Origin of the sequence: Kitasatospora sp. NPDC057965, from assembly GCF_042887135.1 — a bacterium.
Classification (GTDB): Bacteria; Actinomycetota; Actinomycetes; order Streptomycetales; family Streptomycetaceae; genus Kitasatospora.
This window is the reverse complement of sequence record NZ_JBHVPZ010000019.1, coordinates 104,064-127,727: the sequence shown is the minus strand read 5'-3', so window position 1 is coordinate 127,727 and position 23,664 is coordinate 104,064. Positions and strand designations below refer to the sequence as shown.

Annotated in this window: 15 protein-coding genes; 10 read left to right on the top strand and 5 right to left on the bottom strand. The window is 73.0% G+C overall.

The genetic code is table 11. The annotated features are described in order from the left end of the window. Positions 1–37 precede the first annotated feature (37 nt). On the top strand, positions 38–790 hold the full coding sequence (locus ACFVVU_RS24735; protein WP_380683938.1) for a class I SAM-dependent methyltransferase: 753 nt from the start codon (positions 38–40) through the stop codon (positions 788–790). A 48-nt stretch (positions 791–838) separates the two neighbouring features. On the opposite strand, the gene glgP is transcribed toward ACFVVU_RS24735, so the two are convergent. Beyond that, positions 839–3,502, bottom strand: a complete 2,664-nt coding sequence (glgP, locus tag ACFVVU_RS24730; RefSeq protein ID WP_387792249.1) for an alpha-glucan family phosphorylase — start codon at positions 3,500–3,502, stop codon at positions 839–841. A 1,044-nt stretch (positions 3,503–4,546) separates the two neighbouring features. On the opposite strand from glgP, the gene ACFVVU_RS24725 reads away from it, so the two are divergent. The 8 genes from ACFVVU_RS24725 (at position 4,547) to pyk (ending at position 18,162) form a co-directional block, all read left to right on the top strand. Continuing rightward, on the top strand, positions 4,547–6,502 hold the full coding sequence (locus tag ACFVVU_RS24725) for an alpha-1,4-glucan--maltose-1-phosphate maltosyltransferase (protein ID WP_380683448.1): 1,956 nt from the start codon (positions 4,547–4,549) through the stop codon (positions 6,500–6,502). Then, on the top strand, positions 6,499–8,223 hold the full coding sequence (gene treS, locus ACFVVU_RS24720; RefSeq protein ID WP_387792247.1) for a maltose alpha-D-glucosyltransferase: 1,725 nt from the start codon (positions 6,499–6,501) through the stop codon (positions 8,221–8,223). The genes ACFVVU_RS24725 and treS overlap by 4 nt, the downstream gene beginning before the upstream one ends. 241 nt (positions 8,224–8,464) lie before the next feature. Next, complete coding sequence (locus tag ACFVVU_RS24715; RefSeq protein WP_380683445.1) at positions 8,465–9,955, top strand: phosphotransferase; 1,491 nt, start codon at positions 8,465–8,467, stop codon at positions 9,953–9,955. A 42-nt stretch (positions 9,956–9,997) separates the two neighbouring features. Beyond that, positions 9,998–12,415: a 1,4-alpha-glucan branching protein GlgB gene (glgB, locus tag ACFVVU_RS24710; protein ID WP_387792245.1), complete on the top strand. Its 2,418-nt coding sequence runs from the start codon at positions 9,998–10,000 to the stop codon at positions 12,413–12,415. Positions 12,416–12,464: 49 nt separating this feature from the next. Continuing rightward, on the top strand, positions 12,465–13,139 hold the full coding sequence (locus ACFVVU_RS24705) for a hypothetical protein (protein ID WP_387792243.1): 675 nt from the start codon (positions 12,465–12,467) through the stop codon (positions 13,137–13,139). Between the two features lie 125 nt (positions 13,140–13,264). Next, positions 13,265–15,412 (top strand): phosphate acetyltransferase, encoded by a 2,148-nt coding sequence (gene pta / locus ACFVVU_RS24700; protein ID WP_380683442.1) that lies wholly within the window; start codon positions 13,265–13,267, stop codon positions 15,410–15,412. Then, the gene (locus tag ACFVVU_RS24695; protein WP_387792241.1) at positions 15,409–16,641 is read left to right on the top strand and encodes an acetate kinase; all 1,233 of its coding nucleotides are present in this window, start codon (positions 15,409–15,411) and stop codon (positions 16,639–16,641) included. Before pta ends, ACFVVU_RS24695 begins: the two co-directional genes overlap by 4 nt. A gap of 93 nt (positions 16,642–16,734) precedes the next feature. Then, positions 16,735–18,162 carry a pyruvate kinase gene (pyk, locus tag ACFVVU_RS24690; RefSeq protein WP_380683440.1) on the top strand — a complete coding sequence of 476 codons (1,428 nt, stop codon included), beginning with the start codon at positions 16,735–16,737 and terminating at the stop codon, positions 18,160–18,162. A 73-nt stretch (positions 18,163–18,235) separates the two neighbouring features. Here pyk and ACFVVU_RS24685 read toward each other — a convergent pair whose 3' ends face one another. The 4 genes from ACFVVU_RS24685 to ACFVVU_RS24670 form a co-directional block, all read right to left on the bottom strand. Further along, a complete protein-coding gene (locus tag ACFVVU_RS24685; RefSeq protein ID WP_387792239.1) occupies positions 18,236–19,669 on the bottom strand; it encodes a hypothetical protein in 1,434 nt (477 codons plus the stop codon). Next, positions 19,666–20,232, bottom strand: coding sequence for a DUF6114 domain-containing protein (locus ACFVVU_RS24680; RefSeq protein ID WP_387792237.1), 567 nt, complete (start codon positions 20,230–20,232; stop codon positions 19,666–19,668). Before ACFVVU_RS24680 ends, ACFVVU_RS24685 begins: the two co-directional genes overlap by 4 nt. 129 nt (positions 20,233–20,361) lie before the next feature. Further along, positions 20,362–21,024, bottom strand: a complete 663-nt coding sequence (locus ACFVVU_RS24675) for a DUF6230 family protein (RefSeq protein WP_380689580.1) — start codon at positions 21,022–21,024, stop codon at positions 20,362–20,364. A 602-nt stretch (positions 21,025–21,626) separates the two neighbouring features. Next, complete coding sequence (locus ACFVVU_RS24670; RefSeq protein WP_387792234.1) at positions 21,627–22,625, bottom strand: tetratricopeptide repeat protein; 999 nt, start codon at positions 22,623–22,625, stop codon at positions 21,627–21,629. Between the two features lie 365 nt (positions 22,626–22,990). Between ACFVVU_RS24670 and ACFVVU_RS24665 the strand changes: the two genes are divergently transcribed. Beyond that, on the top strand, positions 22,991–23,644 hold the full coding sequence (locus tag ACFVVU_RS24665) for a TetR/AcrR family transcriptional regulator (protein ID WP_380689584.1): 654 nt from the start codon (positions 22,991–22,993) through the stop codon (positions 23,642–23,644). Positions 23,645–23,664: the final 20 nt, after the last annotated feature.

Below are 23,664 nucleotides of genomic sequence, written 5' to 3'. Positions count from 1 at the left end.
AGGACTCATCGATCCCGGCCCACGAAGGGGAGCGACCATGGTCGACCGTCACCACTGGGAACAGTGGCAGCGCAGCTGGGACCGCCAGCAGGAGTGGTACCTGCCCGACCGCGAGGAGCGGTTCCGGGTGATGCTCGACGTCGTCGAGGCGGTGACCGGGCCCGCCCCGCGCGTGCTCGACCTCGCCTGCGGCACCGGCAGCATCACCGAGCGCCTGTTCGCCCGGCTGCCCGGCGCCACCAGCGTCGGCGTGGACCAGGACCCGGCGCTGATGACCATCGCCCGCGGCGTCCTCGGCGAGGACGAGCGGTTCACCCTGGTCACCGCCGACCTCAAGGACCCGCGGTGGGCCGACGCCCTCCCGCCCGGCCCGTTCGACGCGGTGGTGACCGCCACCGCGCTGCACTGGCTGCCCGGGACCGCCCTGGTCCGGCTGTTCGGCGACCTGGCCGGCCTGGTCCGCCCCGGTGGGGTGTTCCTCAACGCCGACCACATGCCCGACCCGGAGGTCCCGCTGCTCAACACCGCCGAACGGGCCCTGCGGCACGGACGGCAGGAGCGCGAGAAGGACGCGGGCGTCCTGGACTGGGAGGGCTGGTGGCTCGCCGCCGCGGCCGACCCGCTGCTCGCCGAGCAGGTGGCCGCCCGCCACCGGCTGTACGGCTCGCACGCCGACGGCGAGTCGCACCCGGCCGGCTGGCACCTCGAACGGCTGCGGGAGGCCGGCTTCGCCGAGGCCGGGGTGGCCTGGCGCTCGGTCACCGACGCCCTGGTGGCCGCCGTCCGCTGAGGGAAACGGGAGGGGCGCCGGTGCCACCGGTGCCCCTCCCGCCCGCGTTCAGCGCAATAGTCCGGCGTCCATCCCCGCCGTCTCCGGCGGCAGCGCCACCAGGCCGGGCTCGGCGGGCGAGGCCAGCCGGGGATGGGCGGGCAGCACCCGCACGGTGTAGCCGAACGGCCCGGTGCGGCCGAGCTCCAGGGAACCCTCGTACCTGGTCCGCCCGTCGAGGTCGGGCCCGCCGACCGGCTTGAGGGCGAGCAGCGCGGCGTCGGAGATCCGGTCCGACTCGTCGACCCGGCCGGAGACCACCTGCACCTCGACGTCGGCCGGCTCCAGCGGGCCGAGCGCCACCTGCACCCGCAGGGCCAGCGCGCTGCCCAGCTCCTGCGCCTCGTCCGGACAGTCCGCCTCGACGTGCTCCACCCGGACAGCCGGCCAGGCCTCGCGCACCTTCGCCTTCCATTCGGCCAGCTCGTGCGCGGCCCGGAACGCCCCGGTCCCGGCCAGCTCGCGCTGGGCCTGGGCAGCCGGGGCGTAGAGCCGTTCGACGTACTCGCGGACCATCCGGCCGGCCAGCACCTTGGGCCCGAGGGTGACCAGGGTGTGCCGGACCATCGCGATCCACCGGTGCGGCAGGCCGTCCGAGCCCCGGTCGTAGAACCGGGCGGTCACCTGCTCCTCGATCAGGTCGTAGAGCGCGGCGGCCTCGATGTCGTCGCGCCGCTCGGCCTCCCGGCTGTCCGGGTCGAGCACGCCCTCACCGGTGTCGGTGGTGGGGATCGCCCAGCCGTTCTGGCCGTCGAACCACTCGTCCCACCAGCCGTCCAGCACCGACAGGTTCAGGCAGCCGTTGAGGGCAGCCTTCATCCCGGAGGTGCCGCAGGCCTCCAGCGGGCGCAGCGGGTTGTTCAGCCAGACGTCGCAGCCCGGGTAGAGGTGCTGGGCCATCGCCATGTCGTAGTCCGGCAGGAAGACGATCCGGTGCCGGACGGCCGGGTCGTCGGCGAAGGCGACCATCTGCTGGATCAGCCGCTTGCCGCCGTCGTCGGCCGGGTGGGCCTTGCCGGCGACCACGATCTGCACCGGCCGGGTGGGGTGCAGCAGCAGGGCGCGCAGCCGCTGCGGGTCGCGGAGCATCAGGGTGAGCCGTTTGTAGGAGGGCACCCGGCGGGCGAAGCCGATGGTGAGCACATCCGGGTCGAGCACCGAGGAGACCCAGCCGAGTTCGGCCTCGCCGGCCCCGCGCTGGCGCCAGGAGGCGCGCAGCCGTCGGCGGACCTCGTCGACCAGCTGGGCGCGCAGGGTGCGGCGCAGCTCCCAGACCTCGGTGTTGCCGATCCTCTCCAGGCCCGTCCAGCGCTGGGTCTCGCCGGTGGTCATGGCCTCCTCGGCGCGCTCGGCACCGATCTCGGCGGCGCCGAGCCGGACGACCGCCGGGTCGATCCAGGTGGCGGCGTGCACGCCGTTGGTGACGGAGGTGATCGGGATCTCGGCGGCGTCGAAGCCCGGCCAGAGGCCGTTGAACATCGAGCGGCTGACCTCGCCGTGCAGGGTGGAGACGCCGTTGGCGCGCTGGGCGAGCCGCAGGCCCATGGCAGCCATGTTGAACAGCTTGGGGTCGCCGCCGCGCCAGGTCTCGGCGCCGAGCGCGAGCACCTGCTCGACCGGGACGCCGGGCAGCGCGGTGTCACCGCCGAAGTGCCGGGCGACCAGCTCGCGGTCGAAACGGTCGATGCCGGCCGGGACGGGCGTGTGGGTGGTGAACAGGGTGCCGGCCCGGACCGCCTCCAGGGCGGCGGCGAAGTCGAGGCCGGTGTCCGCGACCAGTTCGCGGATCCGTTCGACGCCGAGGAAGCCGGCGTGGCCCTCGTTGGTGTGGAAGACCTCGGGGGCGGGGTGGCCGGTGAGCCGCTGGTAGGCGCGCACCGCCCGGACGCCGCCGATGCCGAGCAGCATCTCCTGGAGCAGCCGGTGCTCGCTGCCGCCGCCGTAGAGGCGGTCGGTGACGTCGCGCTCGGCCGGCGAGTTGGCCTCGATGCCGGAGTCGAGCAGCAGCAGCGGGACCCGCCCGACCTGGGCCTTCCAGATGTGCGCGGCGAGGGTGCGGCCGCCGGGCAGGGCGAGGTCGACCCGGCTGGGGGTGCCGTCGCCCTCGCGGAGCAGGGCGACGGCCAGCTCGTCCGGATCCAGCAGGGGGTAGCGCTCCTGCTGCCAGCCGTCCCGGTCGAGGGACTGCCGGAAGTAGCCGTGCCGGTAGAAGAGCCCGACGCCGATGACCGGGACGCCGAGGTCGCTGGCGGCCTTGAGGTGGTCGCCGGCCAGGATGCCGAGGCCCCCGGAGTACTGGGGCAGTGCGGCGGCGATCCCGTACTCGGGCGAGAAGTAGGCGATGGCGGCGGGCAGCGGGGCGGCGCCCTGTTGCCCGGCGCTCTGGTACCAGCGCGGGCCGGCCAGGTACTCCCGCAGGTCGTCGGCGAGGTCGCCGAGCCTGCGCAGGAAGCGGCGGTCGGCGGCGAGCGCGGCGAGCCGGGCGGCGGGGACCTCCCCGAGCAGCCGCACCGGGTCCTCGCCCGTCGCGGCCCAGACGTCCGGGTCCACGGACCGGAAGAGGTCCCGGGTCTCGGGGTGCCAGGACCAGCGCAGGTTGAGGGCCAGCTCGTGCAACGGCTGGAGTTGTTCGGGCAGGACGGTGCGGACGGTGAATCTGCGGATTGCCTTCACGGCGTGAAGCGTAGCCTCGACGGGTGGCATGATGGTGCGTCAGTTGGGCTATTCGGCATCCGTTCGGCCTATTGATGAGATCGCATTCGGCGCATTGGTCTGCACGGGGGGCGCGCGAGGCGCACTTTCCGCGGCGCCGCGCCACCAATACGTGAACACCGTGGAACAGATCCATTTCCACCGGCGGACCCGCGCCCGATCGTCGTTGAAACTCCTGGCGTACCGCTGCGGAATCGGGGTCACCGGTGCGAGGATGAAGCACGGTCGTTGATGCTGCGGGGTGTGCGGAGACGGGTGGCGTTCCCCCGCGAAGCAGCACGTCCGAATCCTTTTCGCGTTGACCGTTCCTCATCCTGATTGGTCCATTCGGCGCCCATCGCGGACCGCCGCGTGTCCTCGGTCCCGCCCTGATCGTTCACGGGTGGGCTGGGGCACCCGGAGGCGCGCCCCGAGAGGCGTGCGCCGGAACGCGCGCGGGCTCTCGGGCTCTCCGCCACGGGCCGAGCGGGAGCGGGGCAGGTTGCCCGGAACGGCGGCGCGGGCAGGCTTCCGGTCGCACGTCCTCCCCACCCAGCAGTCCTCCCGGTACTCCCCTGGCCGCGCCGGCCCGCGGGAGCTGCCGCCGATCTCGGGCAGGAGTTTGGCATGCACGGCGATACGCGGGACCAGTCCACACCGGTGGCCGACACCCTCGACGCAGCGGTCGCGGAATCCGCCGGACGGATGGATTCTGACACTCGGACAGACGCGGCGATGCCGGGGCCCCGGGGTGCCGGGGCTATCCGTACGGAGCGACCCGACGAACCGGCCCGGCAACCCGGGGCCGACGAGAGCCGGGCCGCACCAGGGCCCGGCCGTGCCGAGGCCCCGCGCAAGCGCACCACCACCCGTCGCAGCGCGAGCACCGCCGACCCCTCCGCCCCCCGGGCCGAGGGCGCCGGACCGGCCCGGGCCGCCGCCGCGCGTCCCGCCGCCGGACGCGCCCGCGCGAAGCCCGCCGCCGCCCGCAAGCCAGCCGCCCGCAAGACGACAGAGAGCGACACCGTGATCGGCCGCATCCCCGTCCTGGACGTCAGCCCCCTCGTAGACGCCGGCCGCCGCCCGGCCAAGGCCGTGGTGGGCGAGACCTTCCTGGTCTGCGCGACCGTGTTCCGCGAGGGCCACGACGCGGTCAACGCCAACGTCGTGCTGCGCGACCCGCGCGGGCGCGGCGGCCCGTGGACGCCGATGCGCGAGCTGGCCGAGGGCACCGACCGCTGGGGCGCGTACGTCACCCCGACCGCCCCCGGCCGCTGGTCGTACCTGGTGGAGGCGTGGTCCGACCCGGTGGCCACCTGGCGCAGGACCGCCTCGGTCAAGCTGCCGGCCGGGATCGACACCGCGCTCGTCCTGGAGGAGGGCGCCCAGCTGCTGGAGCGCGCCGCCGCCGGGGTACCGAAGAAGGAGGGCCGGGCGGTGGTGCTGGCCGCCGCCGAGTCGCTGCGCGACCCGGGCCTGCCGCCGCTGTCCCGGCTGGCCGCCGCGCTCGCCCCGGAGGTGCAGGAGCTGCTCGGCCGCTTCCCGCTGCGCGAACTGGTGAGCGCCTCCCGGCCGGCGCCGCTCCAGGTGGACCGGGAGCGGGCGCTGTTCGGCTCCTGGTACGAGTTCTTCCCCCGTTCGGAGGGCGCGGTGGTGGACCCGTCCGGGGTGGAACCGCCCCGCTCGGGCACCCTGCGGACGGCGGCCGAGCGGCTGCCGGCGGTCGCCGCGATGGGCTTCGACGTGGTCTACCTGCCGCCGGTCCACCCGATCGGGCGAGCCTTCCGCAAGGGGCCGGACAACACCCTGACGGCCGGTCCGCACGACGTCGGCTCGCCCTGGGCGATCGGCTCGCCGGAAGGGGGCCACGACGCCGTCCACCCGGATCTCGGCACCATCGAGGACTTCGACCACTTCGTCGCGGAGGCCACCGCGCTGCACCTGGAGGTGGCGCTGGACTTCGCGCTCCAGTGCTCGCCCGACCACCCGTGGGTGAACAAGCACCCGGAATGGTTCAGCCACCGCGCGGACGGCACCATCGCCTACGCCGAAAATCCGCCGAAAAAATACCAGGATATTTATCCGATCAACTTCGACCAGGACATGGACGGAATCGTCAAGGAGACCGTCCGGATCCTCCGGTTCTGGATGGCGCACGGCGTCCGGATCTTCCGGGTCGACAACCCGCACACCAAACCGGTGGTCTTCTGGGAGCGGGTGCTCGCCGACATCGCCCGCACCGACCCGGACGTCCTCTTCCTCGCCGAGGCCTTCACCCGCCCCGCGATGATGCACACCCTGGGGAAGATCGGATTCCACCAGTCGTACACGTACTTCACTTGGCGCAACAGCAAGGCGGAACTCACCGAGTACCTCACCGAGCTGACCGGCGAGGCGGCCGCCCACATGCGGCCCAACCTCTTCGCCAACACCCCGGACATCCTGCACGCCTTCCTCCAGCACGGCGGCCCGGCCGCCTTCGCGATCCGCGCCGTGCTGGCCGCCACCCTCTCCCCCAGCTACGGCGTGTACGCCGGCTTCGAGCTCCACGAGAACGAGCCGGCCCACCCCGGATCCGAGGAGTACCTGCACTCGGAGAAGTACGAACTGCGCCCCCGGGACTGGAGCCGCACCGACACCCTCGCCCCGCTGCTCACCGTCCTGAACCGGCTGCGCCGCCGTCACCCGGCCCTCCAGCAGCTGCGTTCGCTGCGCTTCCACCCCACCGACAACGACCAGGTGCTCGCCTACTCCAAGACCGCCCTGACACCCGACGGCCTCACCGACCACCTCATCACCGTGGTCAACCTGGATCCCCACCACGCCCAGGAGGCCACCGTCACCCTGGACGGGGACGGGCCCTTCGCGGTCCACGACGAGCTCACCGGTGCCGCCTACACGTGGGGCCGGCACAACTACGTCCGGCTCGACCCCTCAGCCGAGCCGGCCCACCTCCTCACGGTTCGGAGGAACCCAGCGTGACAGTGAACGAGCCCGTCCCCGACACCTTCCCCGAGACCTCGAAGAAGAACCTGGACCCGGAGTGGTTCAAGCGTGCGGTCTTCTACGAGGTGCTGGTGCGGTCCTTCCAGGACAGCAACGGCGACGGGGTCGGGGACCTCAAGGGGCTCACGTCCAAGCTCGACTACCTGCAGTGGCTCGGCGTCGACTGCCTCTGGCTGCCGCCGTTCTTCGCCTCGCCGCTGCGGGACGGCGGGTACGACGTGTCCGACTACAAGTCGGTGCTGCCGGAGTTCGGCGACCTCGCCGACTTCATGGAGTTCGTGGACGCGGCGCACGCCCGCGGCATGCGGGTGGTCATCGACTTCGTGATGAACCACACCAGCGACCAGCACCCGTGGTTCCAGGCCTCGCGGGAGGACCCGGACGGCCCGTACGGCGACTTCTACATGTGGGCCGACGACGACAAGCAGTACCCCGACGCCCGGATCATCTTCGTCGACACCGAGACCTCCAACTGGACGTACGACCCGGTGCGCAAGCAGTACTTCTGGCACCGGTTCTTCTCCCACCAGCCGGACCTCAACTACGACAACCCGCGGGTCCAGGACGAGATGATCGCGGGCCTGCGGTTCTGGCTGGACCTCGGCATCGACGGGTTCCGGCTGGACGCGGTGCCGTACCTGTTCGCCCGGGAGGGCACCAACTGCGAGAACCTGCCGGAGACGCACGAGTTCCTCCAGCGGGTCCGCAAGGAGATCGACGCCAACTACCCGGACACCGTTCTGCTCGCCGAGGCCAACCAGTGGCCGGAGGACGTCGTCGACTACTTCGGCGACTTCGCCTCCGGCGGCGACGAGTGCCACATGGCGTTCCACTTCCCGGTGATGCCGCGGATCTTCATGGCGGTCCGCCGGGAGTCCCGCTACCCCGTCTCGGAGATCCTCGCCAAGACGCCCAACATCCCGCACGGCTGCCAGTGGGGGATCTTCCTGCGCAACCACGACGAGCTGACCCTGGAGATGGTCACCGACGAGGAGCGCGACTACATGTACGCCGAGTACGCCAAGGACCCACGGATGCGCGCCAACGTGGGCATCCGCCGGCGGCTCGCCCCGCTGCTGGAGAACGACCGCAACCAGATCGAGCTCTTCACCGCCCTGCTGCTCTCGCTGCCGGGCTCCCCGGTGCTCTACTACGGCGACGAGATCGGCATGGGGGACAACATCTGGCTGGGCGACCGGGACGGCGTCCGGACCCCGATGCAGTGGACCCCGGACCGCAACGCGGGTTTCTCCCACGCCGACCCGGGCAGGCTCAGTCTGCCGCCCATCATGGATCCGGTGTACGGCTATCAGGTGACCAACGTCGAGGCGCAGCAGAGCAGTTCGAGTTCGCTGCTGCACTGGACGCGTCGCATGATCGAGATCCGCAAGCTCAACCCGGCGTTCGGCCTCGGCAGCTACACCGAACTGCCCTCCAGCAACCCCGCGGTGCTGGCCTTCGTGCGCGAGCACGAGGGGGACCTGGTCATGTGCGTGAACAACTTCTCCCGGTTCGCGCAGCCGACCGAACTGGACCTGAGGCGGTACGGCGGACGGTATCCCGTCGAGCTGATCGGCGGGGTGCGCTTCCCCTCGATCGGCGAGTGGCCGTACCTGCTCACCCTCGCCGGCCACGGCTTCTACTGGTTCCAGCTCCGCCGGCCCCCCTGGCTGAGCGGAACCGGGCGATCGAAGTAACGATCCGGCACCGCCGCAGGCCCCACCGAAGCCTCCGGGGGCGCGAGTTCGCACCCCGCGCCCCCGGTCGTCTCTGCACCACCGCGTACGGAGAACAGCCCAACGGCCACCCACACGAAGGCGTGACACCCGGGCCAACCGCTCGCGTGCCGCCGCCGCCGCGCCGCCGCAATCCGGAAGACTGACGGACCCGGCCAGACCCGTCGGGCGATCCGCCCAGCTCCTCCGGGGAAAGGGAGTCATGTCCGAAACCTCCCGTTCGCAAGCCCCCCTGCACCGTGACGCCCCCGCCGGGCCCGCCACGGCGGCCGCCCCGCGGGGCACCGGGGTCCGGAGGACCGCCCTGGGGGTCAGCGAACTCGTCCAGGCGGCGCTGCCGCTGATCGCCGAGTGGCTCCCCACCCAGCGCTGGTACGCCGGGAAGGGCCGGCCGATCACCGGCCTGGTCCCCCTGGTCGGCACCCCCCTCCAGGTCGGCGACCCCGCCCTGCTGCACCTGCTCCTCCGGGTCGAACACGCCGCCACCGCCGGCGCGCCGCACGGCGACCTCTACCAACTGCTGCTCGGCATCCGCTCGCAGGGTCCGGCCGGCATCGAACCCGCCGCGGTCCTCGGCCGGCTCACCCAGGGCCCGTACGACGGCGCGGCGCTCTACGACGCGGTGCACGACCCCGAGCTCACCGGGCGGCTGCTGGAGCACCTGGCCACCGGCGACCGGTTCGGCTCGCTGTCCTTCCGCCGCACCCCCGGCTCCGGACTCCCCACCAACCTGCCCGGCCGCGCCTCCACCGCCGAGCAGTCCAACAGCTCGGTCATCTACGGCACCTCGTACATCCTCAAGCTGTTCCGCCGCGTCCACCCCGGCACCAACCCCGACCTCGAACTGTCGCTCGCGCTCTCCCGGGCCGGCTCGACCCGCATCCCCCGGGTCGCCGCCTGGTTCGAGAGCCGCCTGGAGCGCGCCGAGCCGGCCACCCTCGGGCTGCTCCAGCGCTACCTCCCCGAGGCCGAGGACGGCTGGGAGCTCGCCCTCGACCAGGTCGGCCGGCTGAAGGGCGACCCGTCGCCGGGCAACTTCGCGATCGAGGCGCACCGGCTCGGCCGGGCCACCGCCGAGGTGCACCGGGTGCTCGCCCGCTCGATGCCGGTCGCCCGGCTGGACCGCACCCAGACCCGGCAGCTGGCCACCGCGATGGCCGACCGGCTGGACAGCGCGGTCGCCGCCGTCCCGGGGCTGATGCGCTACCGGGGCGCGCTGCGCTCGGCCTTCCAGCAGCTGGCCGACGCCCACCCGGACGGCCTGCCGGTCCAGCGGATCCACGGCGACCTGCACCTCGGCCAGGCGATGCGCACCCCGCACGGCTGGGTGCTGCTGGACTTCGAGGGCGAGCCGGCCAAGTCGGTCGCCGAACGGCGCGAGCCGCAGACTGCGCTGCGGGACGTCGCCGCGATGCTCCGCTCCTTCGACTACGCCGCCGCCCACCTGCTGGCCGGCGGGCCGCCCGACCCGGAGCTGGCGCACCTGGCCGCCGCCTGGGCGCAGCGCAACCGCACCGCCTTCTGCGCCGGCTACACCGCGGGCGGCGGCACCGACCCGGCCGCCTCGCCGGAGCTGATGCGCGCCCTGGAGATCGACAAGGCGGTGTACGAGGTGGTGTACGAGGCCCGGCACCGGCCGAGCTGGCTGCCGATCCCGCTGGCCGCGATCAACCGGCTGGCGCTCACCGTCTGACGTCCCTCGTTCCTCCGCCCCGCTCCAAGAGAGGTCCCCGCCGTGACGCCGCTCGACCCGCCAGGCCGCACCACCCGCTCCGTGCCGGCCACCTTCCTGGCCGGCACGGACTCCCCGAAGCGTGAGCCCGCGACCGTCCGGCGGGCCGAGCCGGTCCCCGCCGAACCCCTGCGCTCCGAGCCACTGCCCGCCGAGCCGCTGCCCGCCGCCGAACCGGCGCCCGTCCCGGGACCGGCCCCCGCCCCGGAGCCGGCGCCCGCCGGAGCGCTGCGGCTGCCCGAGGCGCCGCTGCCGCCCGGCGAGGTGGACCGGCTGGTCGGCGGCCAGCACCACGACCCGCACGCCCTGCTCGGCGCCCACTCCGTGCACGGCGGCACCGCGATCCGGGTGCTCCGCCCGTTCGCCGAGCGGGTCGTGGTGGAGACCGGCCAGGGCCCCGTCGAACTCACCCACCAGCAGGGCGGACTGTTCACCGGCCTGCTCGCCGCCCCGCAGGCGCCCGACTACCGGCTGCTGGTGAGCTACCCCGGCGGTGAGCCGATCCGCCAGCACGACGGCTACCGCACCCCGCCCACCCTCGGCGAACTCGATCTGCACCTCATCTCCGAGGGCCGGCACGAGCAGCTCTGGCGGGCCCTCGGCTCGCACCCGCGCACCGTGGCCGGCGTGCCCGGCACCGCGTTCGCGGTCTGGGCGCCGAACGCCGTCGGCGTCCGGCTGATCGGCGACTTCAACCACTGGGACGGCACCGGTCACCCGATGCGCTCGCTCGGCTCCTCCGGCGTCTGGGAGCTGTTCGTCCCCGGCCTCGGCGAGGGCACCCAGTACAAGTACGAGATCCACACCCGGCAGGGCTGGGTCCTGGACAAGGCCGACCCGCTCGCCCGCGCCGCGCAGGTCCCGCCCGGCACCGCCTCGGTCGTCACCGCGTCCACACACCGCTGGCAGGACGGCGAGTGGATGGCCCGCCGGGCGCGCACGGCGCACCACCGCGCCCCGATGTCGGTGTACGAGCTGCACCTGCCGTCCTGGCGCCCCGACCTCACCACCTACCGCGCCATCGCCGCCGAACTCCCGATGTACCTCAAGGAGTTGAACTTCACCCACGTGGAGTTCATGCCGGTCATGGAGCACCCGTTCGGCGGCTCCTGGGGCTACCAGGTGTCCGGCTACTACGCCCCCACCGCCCGGCTCGGCAGCCCCGACGACTTCCGCTTCCTGGTGGACACCCTGCACCAGCACGGCATCGGCGTCATCGTCGACTGGGTGCCCGCGCACTTCCCCAAGGACGACTTCGCGCTCGCCCGCTTCGACGGCGAGCCGCTGTACGAGCCGGCCGACCCGCAGCGCGCCGAGCACCCGGACTGGGGCACCCTGGAGTTCGACTACGGCCGGGTCGAGGTGCGCAACTTCCTGGTCGCCAACGCGGTCTACTGGTGCGAGGAGTTCCACGTCGACGGCCTGCGGGTGGACGCCGTCGCCTCCATGCTCTACCTCGACTACTCGCGCGACAGCGGCGCCTGGACCCCCAACCGGTTCGGCGGGCGGGAGAACCTCGACGCGGCCGTCTTCCTGCAGGAGATGAACGCCACCGTCTACCGGCGCTGCCCCGGCGTGATCACCGTCGCCGAGGAGTCCACCGCCTGGGACGGCGTCACCCGGCCCACCGACCAGGGCGGCCTCGGCTTCGGCCTCAAGTGGAACATGGGCTGGATGCACGACTCCCTGGTCTACATGAGCAAGGACCCGGTGCACCGCAGGTTCCACCACAACGAGATCACCTTCTCGATGGTGTACGCCTACTCGGAGAACTACATCCTGCCGATCTCGCACGACGAGGTGGTGCACGGCAAGCAGGCGCTGGTCGCCAAGATGCCCGGCGACTGGTGGCAGCAGCGCGCCAACCACCGCGCCTACCTCGGCTTCATGTGGGCCCACCCGGGCAAGCAACTGCTCTTCATGGGGCAGGAGTTCGCCCAGGGCGCGGAGTGGCACCACGAGCAGGGCCCGCAGTGGTGGGTGCTCGACGACCAGTGGCCGGCCCACGAGGAGCACCGGGGCGTTCGCCGGCTGGTCGGCGACCTCAACCGGTGCTACCTCGACACCCCGGCGCTGTGGGAGCAGGACACCACCCCGGCCGGCTTCCGCTGGCTCGACGGCGGCGCCGCCGAGGACAACCTGCTCTCCTTCGTCCGCCACGCCGCCGACGGAACCCCGCTGGTCGCCGTCTGCAACTTCTCCCCGGTCGTGCGGCACGCCCACCGGGTGGGCCTGCCGGAGCTGGCCGGGCGCGACCAGTTGTGGGAAGAGGTCCTCAACACCGACGCCACCGAGTACGGTGGCAGCGGAACCGCCAACTCCCTTCCGGTGAAGGCGGATGCGTCCGCGTGGAACGGGCAGCCGCGCAGCGCCGAGCTGGTCCTGCCGCCGCTCGCGACCATCTGGCTCCGCCCGGCATGACGTTCTAGGCTCCCCGGCTGAGACGTCGACAGCGGGCGGGGGGCCTTCTGTGGGATTGGTGCTGGGCTGGGGCTACGTTCTGCTGCCACTGGCCTGTTGGGCCGCACTGGCCCGCACCCGGGCGGTCGGGGTGGCGGTCGCCGCCGTCCTGGCCGCCCTCGCGGTGGTCCCGGTCGGCCTGGAGCGGGGGTGGTTCCACAGCCGGGCGATCGCCGAGTCCCAGTCCGGCTACCCGCTCGCCGCCGGGCTGGTGGTCCTGCTCGGCACGCTGGCCGAACGGCGGCTGTGCGGACCCCGGCCCACCCGGGGGTCCGGACAGCCCGCCGCCGGGGCCACCATCGTGATCGCCGCCCACTCCCTGGTCGGCCTCGTCCTCGGCCTGCTCTACCAGCTCGCCGTCCACGAACCCTTCTCCCCGGAGCGCTCCGAGCTGTCGCTGCCGCCCGGCCTCTCCGTCCGGCAGGACAGCGGCCCCGACCGCAGCTGCGGACTGCACGCCTGCCGCCGCGACCTCGCGATCGTGAGCGCCGACGGCCTGTCCGGCGCCGAGGCCGCCCGCCGGCTGCGCGTCCGGCTGGCCGCCGACGGCTGGACCCCGGGCCCGGGCGGCTGCCTGGTCCACCGGCACGGCTGGCTGCTGGACAAGCGGATCACCCAGCTGTTCCTCATCGAGCAGCCGGACGGCGTGACCGTCCGGCTGGTCGGCCCCGACCGCACGCCGTAGGGCGTGTCCGGTGACCTTCGGCCCCTTGCCGCGAGCCGTCCCGTTCTGCTCGCGGACGGGCGTTCACGGTGCGAAGGTATGGTCGATATGACCACTTCCTGAGACGACGGGACGGAGAGAGCCACGTGGCGCGCAGCGTGTACGTGACCGGGATCGACCGCGGGGACGGCCGCCAGGCGGTGGAACTCGGTGTCATGGAGCTGCTCACCCGCCGGGTGGACCGGGTCGGGGTGTTCCGCCCCCTGGTGCACGCCCATGCACCGGGCGAGGCCGGCTCGGACCACGTGGTCGAGCTGCTGCGCGCCCGGTACCGGCTGGACCTGCCGGCCGCCGAGCTCTACGGCCTCACCTACGAGGAGGCCGCCGCGCTGCAGGCCGCGCACGGCCAGGACGAGCTGGTCTCGGTCCTGGTCGACCGCTTCCACGCGCTGGAGCGGCGCTGCCAGGCGGTCCTGGTGCTGGGCACCGACTTCGCGGACACCAACATCCCCGACGAGCTGGCCTTCAACGCCCGGCTGGCCAACGAGTTCGGCGCCGCCGTGCTGCCGGTGATCGGCGGGCACGGCGAGGACGCCGACACGGTGATCGCCGAGGTCCGCAACGCCCACCGCGCCTACACCGACCTCGGCTGCGAGACCCTGGCGATGATCGCCAACCGGGTCGCCCCGGCCGCCGAGCAGCCGGTCCAGCGCAAGCTCACCGAGAAGCTGCCGATCCCCGCCTACGTCATCCCCGAGGAGCCGGGGCTGGCCGCGCCGACCGTCGCCCAGCTGGTCGACGCCACCGGCGCCGAGGTGCTGCTCGGCGACGCGGCCGGCCTGGCCCGGGACGTCCGCGGCTTCGTCTTCGGCGGCGCCATGCTGCCGACCTTCCTGGACGCGCTGACCGAGGGCGCGCTGGTGGTGGCCCCCGGCGACCGCGCCGACCTGGTGATCGGCGCGCTGGCCGCGCACGCCGCCGGCGCCCCGCCGATCGCGGGTGTGCTGCTCACCCTCGGCCTGCGCCCCGGCCCGAACGTGATGGCGCTGGCCGCCCGGCTCGCCCCCGGAACCCCGGTCGCGGTCGTCCCGGAGGGCAGCTGGCTCACCGCCGCCGCGCTGACCCACCTGGAGGGCAAGCTCTCGACGGCCAGCCCGCGGAAGGCCGAGATCGCCCTCGGCCTGTTCGAACTGCACGTGGACACCGACGAGTTGACCAAGCTGATCGAGGTCGGCCGGTCCGAGCGGGTGACCCCGATGATGTTCGAGCACGAGCTGCTGGAGCAGGCCAGGGCGACCCGCCGGCACGTCGTGCTGCCGGAGGGCACCGAGGAGCGGGTGCTGCGCGCCGCCGAGATCCTGCTGCGCCGCAACATCTGCGACCTCACCCTGCTCGGCGACGCCGACGCCGTCCGCCGCAAGGCCGCCTCGCTGGGCATCGACCTGCCGGCCGAGATCCCGGCCGCCGACCGCGCCCAGGTGCGGATCGTCGACCCGGCCACCAGCCCGCTGCGCCGCCAGTTCGCCGAGCTGTACGCGAAGCTGCGCGCGCACAAGGGCATGACCGTCGAGCTGGCCCTGGACGTGGTCACCGACGTCTCCTACTTCGGCACCCTGATGGTCCAGGAGGGCATCGCCGACGGCATGGTCTCCGGCGCGGTGCACTCCACCGCCGCCACCATCCGGCCCGCCTTCGAGGTGATCAAGACCTCGCCGGGCGCGTCCATCGTCTCCAGCGTCTTCTTCATGTGCCTGGCGGACAAGGTGCTGGTGTACGGCGACTGCGCGGTCAACCCCGACCCGGACGCCCAGCAGCTGGCCGACATCGCCATCCAGTCGGCCGCCACCGCCGCCAAGTTCGGCGTCGAGCCGCGGGTCGCGATGCTCTCCTACTCGACCGGCACCTCCGGCTCCGGCGCCGACGTCGACAAGGTCCGCAAGGCCACCGAGCTGGTGCGCGAGCTGCGCCCGGACATCCTGGTCGAGGGGCCGATCCAGTACGACGCCGCGGTGGACGCGCACGTCGCGGCGACCAAGCTGCCGGGCTCGCCGGTGGCCGGCCGGGCGACCGTGCTGATCTTCCCGGACCTCAACACCGGCAACAACACCTACAAGGCCGTCCAGCGCTCCGCCGGGGCGGTGGCCGTCGGGCCGGTGCTCCAGGGGCTGCGCAAGCCGGTCAACGACCTGTCGCGCGGCGCGCTGGTGCAGGACATCGTCAACACGGTGGCGATCACCGCCATCCAGTCGCAGGAGCGCGGGTCCCAGCCGCGCGGTGAAGGGGGCACGGCATGAGTGGCGGCACTCGGGTCCTGGTGCTGAACGCCGGCTCCTCGTCGGTGAAGTACCAGCTGATCGACATGCTGGACGGCGACCGGCTGGCCTCCGGGCTGGTCGAGCGGATCGGCGAGGCCGGCGGCCGGCTGGTGCACACCCCGCGCGGCGGCGCGGAGCGGGAGACCGTCCAGGCCTTCCCCGACCACGGCGCGGCGCTCAAGGCGGTCTCCGAGGAGCTGTCCGCCGACGGCCTCGGGCTGGACTCCCCCGAGCTGGCCGCGATCGGCCACCGGGTGGTGCACGGCGGCCTGCGCTTCACCGAGCCGACCGTGGTCACCGACGACGTGCTCAAGGAGATCCGCCGGCTGATCCCGGTGGCGCCGCTGCACAATCCGGCCAACATCACCGGCATCGAGGTGGCCCGCGCGCTGCGGCCGGACCTGCCGCAGGTGGCCGTCTTCGACACCGCCTTCCACGCCTCGATGCCCGAGCACGCCGCCCGGTACGCGATCGACAAGGCGGTGGCCGACGAGCACCGGGTCCGCCGCTACGGCTTCCACGGCACCTCGCACCAGTACGTCTCGCGGGCCACCGCGCGGCTGCTCGGCAAGGACCCGGCCGAGGTCAACGTGATCGTGCTGCACCTGGGCAACGGCGCCTCCGCGTCGGCGGTGAGCGGCGGGCGCTGCGTGGACACCTCGATGGGCCTGACCCCGCTGGAGGGCCTGGTGATGGGCACTCGTTCGGGTGACATCGACGCGGGCGTGGTCTTCCACCTGCACCGGGTGGGCGGGCTGTCGATCGACGGCATCGACAACCTGCTCAACCGCCGCAGCGGCCTGCTGGGCCTGTGCGGCGACAACGACATGCGCGAGATCATGCGCCGCGCCGACGAGGGCGACGCCGACGCGAAGCTGGCCTTCGACGCGTACATCCACCGGCTGCGCAAGTACATCGGCGGGTACTACGCGGTGCTCGGCCGGGTGGACGCGATCGCCTTCACCGCCGGTGTCGGGGAGAACGCGGCCCTGGTGCGGGCGGCCGCCACGGCCGGGCTGGAGGAGCTCGGCATCGCCGTCGACCCGGAGCTCAACTCGGTACGCTCGCGCGAGCCGAGGATCATCTCCCCGGCGCTGCTGCCCTCCGGCGGCAGCGCACGGGTGGCCGTCGCCGTCGTCCCCACCGACGAGGAGCTGGAGATCGCCCGGCAGGCCTTCGCCCTGGTGCACCGGTCGTCCGAAAACTGACCCCCCGTCGTCTCGCTCCGCGGACTCCCGGGCGTCGTTTCCTCTCCATTCGGGCCGAATGCACCAATAACACGAACGGATAGACTGATCGATATGCGCCGAGCGAAAATTGTCTGCACCCTGGGTCCCGCGACGGACTCCTACGAACAGCTCAAGGCCATCGTCGAAGCGGGCATGAACGTCGCCCGACTGAACATGAGCCACGGCTCCCACGCGGAGCACGAGGAGCGGTACCGCAAGGTCCGCCAGGTCTCCGAGGACACCGGCCGGACCATCGGCGTTCTGGCCGACCTCCAGGGTCCCAAGATCCGTCTGGCGACCTTCGCCAACGGCCCGGTGACCGTCGACAACGGCGACGAGTTCACCATCACCACCGAGGACGTCCCCGGTGACCAGCACATCTGCGGAACCACCTACAAGGGCCTGCCGGGCGACGTCAAGCCCGGTGACCCGGTCCTGATCAACGACGGCGTCATCGCCCTGGAGGTCGTCAGCGTCGACGGCCCGCGGGTGAAGACCGTGGTCGTCGAGGGCGGCGTGCTCTCGAACAACAAGGGAATCAACCTCCCCGGCGCGGCCGTCAACGTGCCCGCCCTGTCCGAGAAGGACAAGGAGGACCTGCGCTTCGCCCTGCGTCTGGGCGTCGACATGGTCGCCCTGTCCTTCGTCCGCAACGCCGCGGACATCAAGGACGTGCACGCGGTCATGGACGAGGTCGGCATCCGGGTGCCGGTCATCGCCAAGATCGAGAAGCCGCAGGCCGTCGAGGCGATGGAGGAGATCGTCCTCGCCTTCGACGCGATCATGGTGGCCCGCGGCGACCTGGCCGTCGAGTACCCGCTGGAGCGGGTGCCGCTGGTCCAGAAGCAGCTGATCACCCTGGCCCGCCGCAACGCCAAGCCGGTCATCGTCGCCACCCAGATGATGGAGTCGATGATCCACGCCTCGCGCCCGACCCGCGCCGAGGTCTCCGACGTCGCCAACGCCATCCTGGACGGCACCGACGCGGTCATGCTGTCCGCCGAGTCCAGCGTCGGCAAGTACCCGGTCGAGACCGTCCGCACCATGAGCCGGATCTGCGAGAAGGCCGAGGAGGAGCTGGTCTCCCAGGGCCTCCAGCCGCTCAACCCGGGCCGCAAGCCGCGCACCCAGGGCGGTTCCATCGCCCGCGCCGCGTGCGAGCTGGGCGACTTCCTGAACGGCAAGGCGCTGGTCGCGTTCACCAAGTCCGGTGACACCGCGCGCAGGCTCTCCCGCTACCGCTCGCCGATCCCGGTGATCGCCTTCACCCCGGACCACGCCACCCGCAACCAGCTCTCGCTGAGCTGGGGCGTCGAGGCGCACGTGACCGAGCAGGTGGAGACCACCGACGAGATGGTCGCGCAGGTCGACCGCGAGCTGCTGCGGATCGGCGAGCTGGGCGAGGGCGACACCGTGATCGTCACCGCCGGCTCCCCGCCCGGCATCCCCGGCAACACCAACATGGTCCAGGTGCACCACCTGGGCACCCGCAAGGCCTGAGGCAGCGCGGAACACGCCCGTGGGGCGGTCCCTCCGGAGGGAGGGGCCGCCCCACGGGCGTCGGGGGGCGGGCTCAGGCGTTCCCGGGGTAGGGCTGGTCGTCGTTGGACAGCCGCATGCCGGGGATCTTCAGGGTGCCGCCGAACTGACCCGACTGGATCGCGGTCACCCCGGTCAGCTCGATCCACAACGGCAGCTGGAGCTGGCCGATCAGGTCGTACAGCCACTGCGGCAGCGGGCCGTCGGGGGTGAGGGTGAGCTCGCCCAGGTCGATCGGGACCGGCAGGCCGAGCACCTTGGACAGGTGGCCGGAGAGCCGTTCCACGTACATGACGACCGGGCCCTTGCGCATGGTCGAGACCGAGCCGGGCGCGCCCTTCACGTGGAAGGTCTTGCCGTTGCCCTGCAGCGTCGACATGTGCAGGTTCTCGATGTCGACGCTCTCCACCTCGAACTTCAGCACCCGCTTGGTGCCGGTGGGGGTCCGGACGTCGACCACGCCGAGCAGCACGGCGTGGTTCAGGGCGAGCCGGGTGGTCTGCAGGGTCCAGTTCTGGTCCGGGACCAGGATCGGGTTGTCGGCCGGCTTGCCGTTCGGGGCGAGCGCCTTGGTGTCGACCAGGCAGTTCGGGTCCTTGGACGGGGTGGCCGAGGGGCTGCCGGACGCGGTCGGCTTCGCGGCGGAGGCCGCGGAGCCGGAGGCGGTGGCGCCGGCGGACGGCTTCGCCCTGCTGGACGCGGTGGCGGAGGGCGTCGTCGACGCGGCCGGAGCGGTCGGCGTCGTCGACGCGGCCGGTGCGGTCGGCGTCGTCGACGCGGCCGGTGCGGTCGGCGTGGGCGTTCCCGGGGTGGCGGAGGGCGTGGGCGCCGCACCGCCGGTCGGCACGGCCGTCGGTGCGGCGGCCGGGGTGCCGGCGGCGGGAGGCTCGGTGGCCGGCGCAGGGGCGGCCGGGGCCGCGGCACGCACCCCGGCGGACGGGCTCGCGGTGGCGGTGGGGCTCGGCGAGCCGCCCGGGGTGACCAGGCGGGTGACGCCGCCGACGAGATCGTCGATGAGGCCGGCCCGGACGACGCCGCCGTCGGGGTCCGCGCTCGCCCCGGCCGTCGGGGTCGCGGTCGCCGTCGCGCCGGCCGTCGGCTCGGGCACGGCCGTCGGGGCGGCGGTCGGGGCACCCGTCGGCGCGGGCGTCCCGGTGGCCGGGGCCTCGGGCAGCGGCACGGACGGGCCGGGAATCGGCGGCGGCAGCTCGCCCCTGGGCACCGGCGTCTCGGCCACCGCGGGCGGCTGCGGCACGCTGTCCGGGGCGGTGGCGCACGGCTTGCCGGCGGTGGACTCGGCGATCGCCGGGTTCGGCGTGTAGGCGGCGGCCATCAGCAGCGCGGTCGGCACCGCGGCCATCGCCAGCGCCCGGCCGCGCAACCGTGCCCGGACCGGTGTGCGGGGCGCCGCGTGCCGCGGCGAGCGCTGCGCCGGGGCCTGCGGGAGCTCCTCGCGCGGCTCGCTCACCGGGCCTCCTCGGGCGCCGCGGCCTGCTGCGCCGGGACGGTGCCCCCGGCGGCGGCCGGGGGCACCTCGCCGGGCTCCTCGGCCGCGGTGGCGGTGGCCGTCCCCCCGTCGGGCGCGGCGGCGACCGCGGCCTCGGCCCCGGCCTGGTCGGTGGCCTGGAACGGCGCCCAGGCGATCATCAGACCGCCGCCGATCAGACCCGGCAGGATCGACATCCCGAAGCCGCCCAGGTTGGAGACCGGGATCGAGACCAGGGTGAGCAGGGTGGTGGCGATGCCCGCGAACACCCGGACGACCGGCTGGAACCAGGCGGTCAGCCCGAGCACGACCAGCAGCACCCCGATGATCAGCGAGCCCGCGCCGGCCGTGGTGGCCATGGCGAGCGTCATGCCGTTCAACGACAGGTTGGCGTACGGGAAGTACATGATCGGGACGCCGGCGAGGACGGCCAGCAGCCCGCCGTAGAACGGCCGGGAACGGCGGAAGTCACGGAACGCCCGACGGACCCACCTCAGGGGGTTCTCGCGTTCGGCGGGCCGCGGCTCGGCAAGGGTGCTGGACACGGAGCAGCTCCTCGATGGTGTGACGAGGTGAAACGGAAAGGGGGAGCCCGGGGACGGCGGCCCGTGCGGCCGCCGTCCCCCGCCCCCGACCCGCCGTCAGGCGGTCAGCCGGTCAGCCGAGGAACCGGCTCAGAAGCACTCGTGGTCGCCGTCGGTGTAGAGGTTGAGCTTCAGGCCCTTGAGCTTGAAGGTGCCCGCCGAGGTGGCCCACGCGGTCTGCTTCACGCCGTACAGGTCGGCGGTCTCCGCGGCCTGGGCGAAACCGGTCTTGCCGCTGGGCAGGCCGGAGCCGAGCGCGGACTTCCAGTTCTTGGTGGCCTCGCCGGTGAGGGTGGAGGCGTCCTGGCCGATGTTGATGTGGCCGAACTCGGCGTCGGCCTCCAGGGAGTCGAGGTCGATCAGCAGGTTCCCGGCCTGGACCTGACGCGCTTCGTCCTCGCTGTCACCGGCCTCCAGGCGGAGGGTGACCTTCGGGAGCTTGAAGGGCAGCGGGATCACGTTCGGGTCGGTGACCAGCGACTGGCACATCCCCTTGATCCGGGCGGTGTCGAAGGCCGAGACCGCGACCGGGTGGGTCGTCTTGTCGGTCTGGACGTCGATCGAGCCGAACTGCGCGAAGTTGGTGCCGTGCAGCTCCTTCGCGGAGACCTTGAACTGCTGGCCCGAGATGCTGAACGAGGCGGCGAGCGCGCTGTTCGCCAGCCCGACGCCGACCGCGGCGGTGGCCGCGAGGCTCGGCACCATCACCAGGGCGAAGCGCTTCCAGCGGGTCTTGCCGTAGGTCTTGGACATGCGAGTCCTCCTTCTGGGACGTACATCTCCGGCTCCCCGGTGGCGGATGCCGCACCGATGGGGGCCTGGGATGGGAGAGAGCTACGTCCTCGGTAGCGGAGAGCGCCGTGGCGACACGGGCGGTCCCCCCGAGCGACAACCGGCGACCGCGCGGGCAGCGCGGCCGTACGAAGGACAGGAACCGCCGTGGGAGCGGATACCCCCCTGCCCTCGCGCCGGCGGCAGGACCGCCGGCCGCCCGGTGGGGATCCCCTCCTCCGGGTCCGCCGACCGGCTGCCGGCGGGGGTCGAAGTGTGGGGACCGGGCGTGCCGATGCTGCTCGAATCCCCGGCGAAGCACAAGAGGTTGCATTACTGACGGGTAATCCCACACGCGCACGAATGATCATGAAATCGGCACCCTGGACACGCAGCGTGACGAAATGGAGGATTCGTGAGGGCGAAACCCCTAGGAAACGGCAGCGAAACACCCGTGGACGATCACATGTCGTGACCGTCCACGGGTGTTGTCAAGATTTGGTAAACCTCAGAGACGATGACCGTATTGTCGCCAAATCACCAGGCGGCACCGCAGGTCATCCGGCGTGTCACCCGACACCCCGTCAGAACAGCACCCGGGCCAGCGCCTGGCGCGCCGCGGTGACCCTCGGGTCCTCCGGGCCGATCACCTCGAACAGCTCCAGCAGCCGCAGCCGGGCCGCGTCCCGGTCCTCGCCGAAGGTCCTGCCGACCGTCGACACCAGCCGGCCGAAGGCGTCCTCGACGTGCCCGCCGACCAGGTCCAGGTCGGCCGCCCGCAGCTGGGCCTCGATGTCCTTGGGGTCCGCCGCGGCGGCGGTCCGGACGGCCTGCAGGTCCAGTCCCTCGATCCGCTGCAGCAGTTCGGCCTGGGCCAGGCCGACCTTGGCCTCGGCGTTGCCCGGCTGGTCGGCCAGCACGTTCCGGTAGGCCTGGATCGCGCCGCCCAGGTCCCCCTGGTCGAGCGCGTCGTGGGCCGCGGACAGCGCCGGGTCCTCCGGGCGGCGCGGGGCGGCGGCCTCCGCGCCCTCGACGGGCGCGCCGCCACCGGTGCCGACGATGCCGAAGCGCTGCTCGGCGACCAGGATCAGCTGGTCCAGCACCTTGCGGACGTTGGCCTCGTTCTCGGCGCCCTGGAACAGCGGGACCAGCTGGCCGGCCACCACGGCCATCACGGCCGGGATGCCCTGGATGCCGAACTGCTGGGCGATCAGCTGGTTGGCGTCGACGTCGATCTTGGCGAGCACGATCCGGCCGGCGTACTCCTCGGCCAGGCGCTCCAGGATCGGGCTGAGCTGCTTGCAGGGCCCGCACCACTCGGCCCAGAAGTCGACGACCACCGGCACCTCGGTGGACCGCTGGACGACCTCCACCTCGAAGGTGTCCTCGGTGACGTCGACGACGAGCGGGTACCCGACCCCGACCGGGTCGCCCCCGGCCGCATCTCCGGCGGCCGTCTGGCGGGCCCGCTCGGCCCTGGCCTGCTCGGCCTTCTGGGCAGCCTCGCCGGCTGCCTTCACCGCGGCGAGGTCGACCGCACCACGCAGGGCGGCACTGTTGAGACGAGAATTCCGTGGCTGCATGGCACCATCCTCCCCCGCCCGCGCCGCTGGTGGGCACCAACCTCCCGGAAAACGCCCCGCGCGGGCTGCGCGGTGCCGATTCCCGGGGTGGCGGAGCCACTGCCCGATAGCCTGAACCGTTCGGCGCGGATCCCCATCCGCGCCCGCGCCGCTCCCGTCCCACGGGGACACGGCGCCTGGTCGTCGCTTTCGCTACGAGTCGTAGCGTAACTGGAGCCGGGGCACCCGCCGCAACCCCTGCCGAGCCCTGCCGGACGTGAGCTGGGCCACTTTCCCGCACAGCCCGGCTGACCTGGACACGAAGAAGTCGCTACCGTTACCTGCCCCACCCAAGTTACTTACCGGTAAATCGCAGAGGAGGCCCGGTGCCGGCCCCCCAGCCATTCGTCCCGGAGACCCCGGAGACCGCCACCACCCGGGCCAAGGGCCGCCCGCGCAGCGCCGCCGCCGACCGCGCCATCCTGGACGCCACCCGCGAGGCGCTGGCCGAACTCGGCTGGGGCGGGCTCACCATGGGCCATGTCGCGACCCGCGCCGGGGTCGCCAAGACCACCCTGTACCGCCGCTGGCCGTCCAAGAACGAGCTGGTGGTGGATGCCGTCGCCAGTCTCTTCGACGAGCTGGTGATGCCCGACCTGGGAAGTCTGCAGGCCGACATCGAGGCCGTGGTGGCCCAGTTCGCGGACCTACTGGCCCGCCCGGAGAGCCAGGCGGCGCTGCTCGCCCTGTTCGCCGAGGGCACCCGCGACCGGCAGCTGCGCCGGCGGATCCGGGAGTCGATCGTCGACCCCCAGAAGCGGCTGGTCCGGCAGGGCCGCGCGGCCGCCCAGGCCCGCGGCGAGCTGGCGCCGGACTGCGACGAGGCGACCACCCGCGAGGAGGTCGACATCATCTTCGACACCATCGCCGGGACCGTCGAGCACCGGGTGCTGGTCAGCGGCGAGCCGATCACCCCCGAGTGGACCCGGCGCTTCACCGGTCTGCTGCTCGGCCCCTTCCCGATCCCGCGGTCCGGCTGAGGCCGGGCGCGACGAAGGCC